At 47.4% G+C, this 7,501-nt stretch carries 8 protein-coding genes; 7 read left to right on the top strand and 1 reads right to left on the bottom strand.

Annotated elements, in window-relative coordinates; all coding sequences use genetic code 11:
- Positions 1-28: 28 nt before the first annotated feature.
- Positions 29-367 (bottom strand): helix-turn-helix domain-containing protein, encoded by a 339-nt coding sequence (locus C900_RS26675; RefSeq protein ID WP_009583582.1) that lies wholly within the window; start codon positions 365-367, stop codon positions 29-31.
- Between the two features lie 137 nt (positions 368-504).
- Here C900_RS26675 and C900_RS26670 point away from each other — a divergent pair, with 137 nt between their 5' ends.
- The 7 genes from C900_RS26670 (at position 505) to C900_RS26640 (ending at position 6,734) form a co-directional block, all read left to right on the top strand.
- Complete coding sequence (locus tag C900_RS26670) at positions 505-717, top strand: hypothetical protein (protein ID WP_009583581.1); 213 nt, start codon at positions 505-507, stop codon at positions 715-717.
- Positions 717-3,275: a toprim domain-containing protein gene (locus C900_RS29055; RefSeq protein WP_009583580.1), complete on the top strand. Its 2,559-nt coding sequence runs from the start codon at positions 717-719 to the stop codon at positions 3,273-3,275. Before C900_RS26670 ends, C900_RS29055 begins: the two co-directional genes overlap by 1 nt.
- Positions 3,276-3,341: 66 nt before the next feature.
- The gene (locus C900_RS29050; RefSeq protein ID WP_009583579.1) at positions 3,342-4,262 is read left to right on the top strand and encodes a tyrosine-type recombinase/integrase; all 921 of its coding nucleotides are present in this window, start codon (positions 3,342-3,344) and stop codon (positions 4,260-4,262) included.
- On the top strand, positions 4,259-5,236 hold the full coding sequence (locus C900_RS29045; RefSeq protein ID WP_009583578.1) for a tyrosine-type recombinase/integrase: 978 nt from the start codon (positions 4,259-4,261) through the stop codon (positions 5,234-5,236). Before C900_RS29050 ends, C900_RS29045 begins: the two co-directional genes overlap by 4 nt.
- Before the next feature lie 42 nt (positions 5,237-5,278).
- Positions 5,279-5,542 carry a hypothetical protein gene (locus C900_RS26650; protein ID WP_009583577.1) on the top strand — a complete coding sequence of 88 codons (264 nt, stop codon included), beginning with the start codon at positions 5,279-5,281 and terminating at the stop codon, positions 5,540-5,542.
- Positions 5,527-5,823 (top strand): type II toxin-antitoxin system RelE/ParE family toxin, encoded by a 297-nt coding sequence (locus C900_RS26645; RefSeq protein ID WP_157494263.1) that lies wholly within the window; start codon positions 5,527-5,529, stop codon positions 5,821-5,823. Before C900_RS26650 ends, C900_RS26645 begins: the two co-directional genes overlap by 16 nt.
- Before the next feature lie 731 nt (positions 5,824-6,554).
- Positions 6,555-6,734: an AbrB/MazE/SpoVT family DNA-binding domain-containing protein gene (locus tag C900_RS26640; RefSeq protein ID WP_009583574.1), complete on the top strand. Its 180-nt coding sequence runs from the start codon at positions 6,555-6,557 to the stop codon at positions 6,732-6,734.
- Positions 6,735-7,501 lie beyond the last annotated feature (767 nt).

The raw sequence follows: 7,501 nt of genomic DNA, 5'->3' as shown, positions 1-7,501 counted from the left end.
AGAGCGGCTTTTTTTAGTAGACGAATCTTTAAGAAGCTATTCCAAGTGTTTCTTTGGCTTTATATCCGAGGATGAAATAATCGATGACTTGGAAGAGCTGTTTTCTGTTTTCTTCGGGGAGCTTTGCAATCTCTTCGATCTTCTTCAGTGTATCAGCATCAATTTCCATATCGGTATTGCCCAAAAGGTAGTCTGCGGATACACCTAAGGCTTGGGCTAATTTTACACCCATCTCAACAAATGGTCGAGCTTCACCACGTTCATATCTTCCTAACACGTTGGCATGGATGCCTACTCTTTTAGCCAACTCCTGCTGGCTCATTTTCTTTTCCTTGCGAATGTTAGAAAGTCTTTCTCCAAACTCCATAGTAGTGAAAACAACGTGTTTTTAAATTATTATTCAAATATACAACACTACTTAGGTTAATAAAAATCCAGTTAGCTTGATAAATACAAACGCACTTGTTAGTATTGCAACAAGTTAGTTGTATTAATTTTTTTTTTATGCATAACCACTACCACCACAACTTCAAAGAACTGGATACCTACCTGCACGATACCGGAGCGGTTTATATCAGCGACCTGCTGGACGAAATGCTTTACGTGCTTATCGTTTATGCAAGTGACAACCCACACAATGCATCAGATCCAGCGGAGCAGTTTTACCACCTCCGGCAGTTAAGAAACTTATTTAAAGAACTTGAACCTGGAAGCTAATGGAGATACCCGCCCTAAAAAACCAACTGGACATCTACCAGGTAGCTGAGCGCCTGGGCATCCGGATCAACAAACACCACAAAGCACTGTGCCCGTTCCATGACGACAAGCGTCCGAGCCTGCAGTTCAGCAAAGAGAAACAGATAGCGACCTGTTTTAGCGGCCACTGCACAGCCGGCACCATGGATGTGATCAGCCTTGTAGCGAAGAAACTCAACCTAAGTACCCACGAAGCCATCAAGTGGCTGGAAACAGAATTTAACCCGCATGGAAGTTCTCCCCCTGCCGGGAGAGAAACCAGCAAGGCAGAGGCCCCCAACTTCCCTCAACTTTTCAGGGTTTTTGAAGGGAACCTAAAGAAGAGCAGCAAGGGCAAAGCTTATCTGGAAAAGAGAGGACTAAGCCAAAGCCTTGAGGTGGGCTACAATGGTAAAGAAGGTTGGGAGAAGATGCGCAACTGCCTGATCTTTCCACTGAAGGACGAAAAAGGACAGATCGTAAGCTTTTACGGGAGGCGAGCCGCCTCGGGCACTAATGGGACACATTACTATAATACGAACAGGCAGGGGCTTTACCCTGGCTACCCCAAAGCATCAACAGAAACACTGATCCTGACAGAATCAGTGATAGACGCTGCCACCCTTCAGCAACACATCCCTTACCCGGTACTTGCCTTTTACGGAGTGAACGGCATTACTAAAGAACTGGCGGAAAGCATCAAAAAACTGGAAGGCACCCTTAAAGAACTGATCTTCTTTTTTGACGGAGACGAAGCAGGAAGATCAGCAGTAGAAAAACACGCAGCCTTTTTTGAGGAGATCATGGAAGTGAAAGTCAGCTATGTAGAGACTCCGGAAGGCGAGGACATCAACAGTCTGGCCGTGAACCATCCGAGCCTGTCCCGGACTTGTTCCGGGAGAGAAGAAAAGGAGCTCTTTACCCACCTGATCAACAATAGAAAGCCCTTCCATTATTCACCTGATCCGTCCCCGGTTCAGTCATCCCAGGCCAATCCATCCCAACTTATTACTGATAACCCCGAACTGCTCTACTACCAAAACTGCGTCCTAAACTTCACAGTCCTGGGAGGTATCAAGATCACCGGGCTGGACAGGTTGCGCGTGACCCTGAAAATAGAGCATACAGACAAAAACCACCTTTTACCGATCCGCCATAACCTGGACCTGTACAACAACGGGCAGGTGGAGCAACTGGGCCAGAAGATAGCCGAACAAATGGAGGTGACCACCCATGAGGCCGTGACTGCCATGGCCCACCTGATCAATGAGCTGGAAGAGTACAGGGAAAAGCGATTGGAAGCCCTGAAGCCAAAAAAAGAGACAAAACCAGTCCTGAACCAGATAGAGAAAACACAGGCGTTGGAAGTTCTCAAAAGCCCAGACCTGATGAAAGAAACCATGAATCTGATCACCCAAAGCGGCATAGTTGGCGAAGAACGGAATGCCTTTATCGCCTACCTGACCTACACAAGCCGGAAACGGGCATCCCCTTTGCACCTGATGTGTTTAGGCGCATCAGGAACAGGAAAAACCTATTTACAAGAAAAGGTCGGAGAGCTGATGCCCGAAGAAGACAAACTGGAGATCACCACCTTATCAGAAAACGCCTTTTACTACTTCGGACGGGAAGAGTTAAAACACAAGCTGATATTGATCGAAGACCTGGACGGCCTGTCCCGATCGGAAGCATCGGGAAGCGGAGCGGCCTATGCCCTCAGAGAGTTACAAAGCAAAAGGCGGATATCCAAAACGGTCACCCTGAAAGACAACAAAGGGAACCTGAAAACCGTGACCCTGAAAGTAGAAGGCCCGGTATGTGTTAGCGGCTGCACGACCAGAGAAAAGATCTATGAAGACAATGCCAACCGCTGCATACTGGTTTACATCGACACCAGCACAGCACAGGACAAAAAGATCATGGCCTACCAGCAGGCCGTATCCTCCGGCAGCATAGACAAAACAAAGGAAAATCAAAACAAGCAATGCTTGAAGAACATGCAGCGCTTATTAAAGCCCCTGCAGATCCGTAACCCATACGCCTCCATGATCCAGCTTCCGGAGAGCGTTTTTAAGCCAAGGCGCACCATGATGTTACTTTTATCTTTCATTGAGACCATCACCTACTACCACCAGTACCAGCGTTCGGTAAGCACCGACAGGCATACCGGGGAACAATACATACAAACAGAAGTGGAAGACATAGCATGGGCATTTAGATTACTGAAAGAAGCCCTTTTTGCCAAGAGTGACGAGCTAAGCGGAGCCTGCCGGAGCTTCTTTGAGCAGTTGAAAAGCATAAAAGGAGAAGAAAGCTTCAGGAGCCAGGAGATCAGGAAAGCCCTCAGACTGGCCCCCAGCACCTTAAAACGCTACCTGCTGGAACTTACCCGCTATGGCTATGTGAAAGTGGCAGGCGGCAGCAAATACAGAGGCTTTGAATACCAGGTGAGCGACCACAAGGAATATGAAGCACTCAGAAGCAGCATCGATGAACAATTAGAAGCGATATTGACCAGGATCCGATCCGTTGGGAAGTAGCTCAGTGGCTCACCAGTGGCTCACTGAGGTTAGTGAGCCAGTTAACCATCATAAAATCAACAACTTATGTCAGTGGCTCACCGAAATCAGAAAAGTGTTGTGTTAGGAACTTTAGCAGACAGCTACCGCAAGTGGCTTGAAACGCTGAACTACTCCGCCTCAGCCATTTACCATAATCCACGGTATGTAGCAGCCTTTATCGCCTGGGCAAAGATCACTTCTATAAGCCAGATCAATAGTGAACTGATAGCAGACTGGTTTGAGCACCTGTCTACCCGGAAGAACAAACGCAGAACAGGCGGGTTGAGCCACAACTATATGAAAAACCACCGGAGCGCCTTAAGCCAGTTCAACCGTTTTTTAAGAGAAACAGACCAGGGCGGCTTTGAGCTGAACATCAGCTTTAAAGCCCGGGAATCGCTCACCAGGCCGGTATTGAGCAGAAAAGAAATAGCCCGCCTTTATGAGGCCACAGATCACTACCCCGACCCCGGTATCAAAGATAAAGGTTTATTGGCCGCCCGGGAACGTGCGATACTGGGGCTGTACTATGGCTGCGGCCTTCGCAGAAATGAAGGGATACATGTAGCGCTCAAAGACCTGGACCTTAGTAAAAACCTGCTTCATGTGCGCAAAGGCAAGAACTACAGAGAAAGGTATGTGCCCATAGCGGTGAAGATAAAGAAAGACTTTGTCCATTACCTGGACTATGTGCGGCCACAACTGCTAAGAAAGCAAACCCATGATCGTTTTTTAGTAAGCTGGACCGGCCATCCCCTGGGCGGGTTAGGCACAATCAACAGGCTCCATATCCTTGCGCAGATAGCCCGGATCGAAAAGCCTGTAGGCCTTCACACACTGCGTCACAGCATTGCCACGCATCTGTTACAAAGCGGTATGAAGCTGGAACAGATAGCCCGGTTCCTGGGACATAGTTCACTTGAAAGTACTCAGATATACACCCACGTGTCTGCCGAAATGAAATGAGAAAGTATAAGTTCACCCATCCTGAAATCATAAAGCAACTCAACAAACTGACTTCTTATTTTCAGGAGAAAAAGTGTTTTGCCCCGGATACGGCCAGGACCTATTGCAATTATGCAGGGTACTTTTTAGAGTGGCTCCAAACCGAAAGACTGACTCCTGAAGGCACTACTTACAACGACCTGCTACAGTTCGTTAACCATTGTAAAAAAGCAGGCAGATCGACCTCCAACATCAACCTGATACTTATATCCCTTCGACATTACTTTGATATGCTGCAGTTACGTGTTAATCCGGCCACCGGCCTGCACTTAAGAGGTGAAACCAGGGCCATCCCCCACGACCTGTTGAGTGCAAATGAGTTGCACCGGCTTTACGAAAGCTACCCGGTCTATAACGCGCGTACCCAAAGAAATAAAGTGATCACCGGGCTTTACGTTTACCAGGGCATTACCACCCGGGAGCTCAAAAAGCTTGAGCCCGGGCACATCCATCTGAAGGAAGGGAAGATCTATCTTCCGGGCACAAGCCATACCCGCCACAAGAGCGGCCTGCAGCCCAGGAGTCTGAAACTCAGAGCCAACCAGATACTTGAACTGCAGGAATACCTGCTGGTGACCAGACCAAAGATACTGTATGACTTAAAGACAGGGCACCGGCAAACCCAATCAACACGAAAGCCCGACAAGGTCAACTGGGCAGTGATCGAACACCAGCTTTTTATCAGCCTGAACGGCTCGGAAAAGATCAAATCAACGGTCAGCTTTTTAATGGAAGATCTCCGCAAGATCAACACCCGGGTGAAGGACGGGCTGTACATCCGCAAAAGTGTGATCGTGAACTGGCTGAAAGAGAAAGACATCCGTCAGGTTCAGTACATGGCTGGTCACAGTAAGATCAGCAGCACAGAAAAGTATAGAGCTGTCAACCTGGAAGAATTAGAGGAAGCCTTGAAGATCCACCATCCTTTGGGTTGAAAAGGCGCTGGAACAATATCATTGATTAAAATGAACCTAAAAATGGTAAATAATCGTTATTTTGTGGAAAAGTTATCAGTGATGAGCGACCTACAGATACAAAAGTTGGAATTACTTGAATGGATGGCTTCTTTACAAGACAAGTCCCTTATCGAGAAGTTGGTAAAATGGAAAGAAAAGCATCAACGGATCAGCTTAGAGCAATATAATGCTGAAATAGAAGCAGCAGATGCCCAGATAGATGCAGGGGATTATTTAACTCATGAAGAAGCAGCAAAAGAGATCCGTTCATGGAGAGAAAAATAGTCTGGAATAAACGGCCGTCCAGCTTTTTGAAAAATGCATTAAAAAGAATAAATGAGGAATCTTATTTACAGGCAGAACGAGTAGAAGAAGGTATATTGTCCGCTTTAGAAAAGGCCAAAGAAAACCCTGAACGATACCCTAAAGACAAGTTCAAGCGTAACAATCAAGGAGACTTCAGAGCTATAGAGACCTTTAGTTATCGAGTAGCTTACCGGTATACTGAGAAAGAACTCAGGGTTTTGCGTATCAGGCATGTAAAGCAAGAGCCAAAGAAATACTGACGTGCCCCACAGCACAACCTGTTCCATAAGGCCATCACACAACTCCGCCCCAAAGCCCACAGCCAGCGCAGGAGCCACCACACACCCACCGCTTGGTACATCGGTGTGTCTGCGGTGCGTTAGCCAGGCTGCCATCCGGCAAAAACAAGGTCGTTCCAGTTTTTTCTTAGGTGTTTATTTTTTCAATTGAAAGAAAAAACGGGGCTCCACCTTGTTTTTGCCTCCTGTTGCTGTCTATCCGCTTCTCGCCACGGCTGTTCCTATCCCGAATCCCCAGACCCCAAATAGGTGTGCTTCGCACGATGTGTTTTTCTGGGGTTCGGGACCCACAGCCCGTGTTATTGCTCGCCTTCGCCCTCAGTCAGACACATCCAAGCCGCTACGCTCCCTCTTGGCTGGCTTCCTTCGAACTCGCGGCTTCACTCAGGATGTTGCCTCCGTACCTCCGGCACCACCTTCGTTACGCCTTTACGGCTCGCGGGCCCTGTCCCGATTGCCAACATCGGGGGCAGTAGTCCTTAGCAGCGCCATGATCAGGAAGGGCCAGAAGAAAGTGAGTAGTTGGCTTGCAGCATCACGATGAAAAGCAAATGACCATTAAGGAGCTGCTAACCGACAAAGAGGGATCAGGCCATTTGCTTTTCTCCGTGATGTTTACCTTTGCATGACTTAGAAATAATCACGTTATTAATCACGTTATTAATCACGTGATTATTTTTAAACTGTTTATCATGGCCAGAAGATCATTGGAAGAAAGAGAAATCCGCAGCTTAACCAAAGCTTCCGGAGGAAGAAGTTATACCGTTACTATTCCACTGGAACATATAAAGAAGCTTGGCTGGCGGGCAAAACAAAAATTAGTGGTTACCCTGTATCGTGACAGGATTATCATAAAGGACTGGAAAAAGTAGCCGTTTTTGTAGATGATGTAAAAAATGCCTCTAAAAGGCAGACACCAATTTTTTGCAGCATCTACAAAAATGATCCAAGCGCACTGCTTATGTGATCAGGCTTTGAAGGATCAGCGCGCGGTAAGAAATGCAGGCCTTTACTCTGGTTGATTGAAAACGGGAATCAGGTCGTTTATCTGCGAGCCGCCTTGCGAGTGCGAACGAGGCCGTACAGGAAGAGTCCCGGAGGGCGACTGTGCGTGTCCGAGAGAGCCCGCAGGCGAGCACAAACACGGGCAGCGGGTGAATGCTGTTAAGCCGCTTTTATTCTTCAACGGAATCTTTAACAGCAGGCACAGGAGCTGCCGCAGTGAGGAACACAGTGAAGCCAGCGAAAGAAAAAACAAGGCCGAGAGAGGTACGAACGAGCTTGTATAGCCTTGTTTTTTTCTGTAGTGCAGCCTGAACGAGTACCGCAGATGCACCTTATTACCTGCGAATGGAGTGGCTTACACTGCACTACCTTAGCGACCCTAGGAGCGTTGAAAATCCCGGACTTGCTACGGGGATGAAAACCAACCTTCTTTTTTCAAGTGAAAGAATAAAACTTTATCTTGGACAGCAGAAAAAATGGGTTGTCCAAGATTACCATATCCGGAAGAAAATCGAAGTTCACTTTTTGTGAGTGCCAGCAACTTTGATGGTGAGCGAAAAAGCAGTGGAAGGCATTATGAGACCTTTTTCAGGCAGTATGACCCAGCACTAGGCAGGTTCAATTCCGTAGATCC

It is taken from the genome of Fulvivirga imtechensis AK7, from assembly GCF_000331535.1.
GTDB classification, from domain to species: domain Bacteria; phylum Bacteroidota; class Bacteroidia; order Cytophagales; family Cyclobacteriaceae; genus Fulvivirga; species Fulvivirga imtechensis.
The sequence above is the reverse complement of the archived record's forward strand: the minus strand, read 5'-3'. Positions and strand labels throughout refer to the sequence as shown.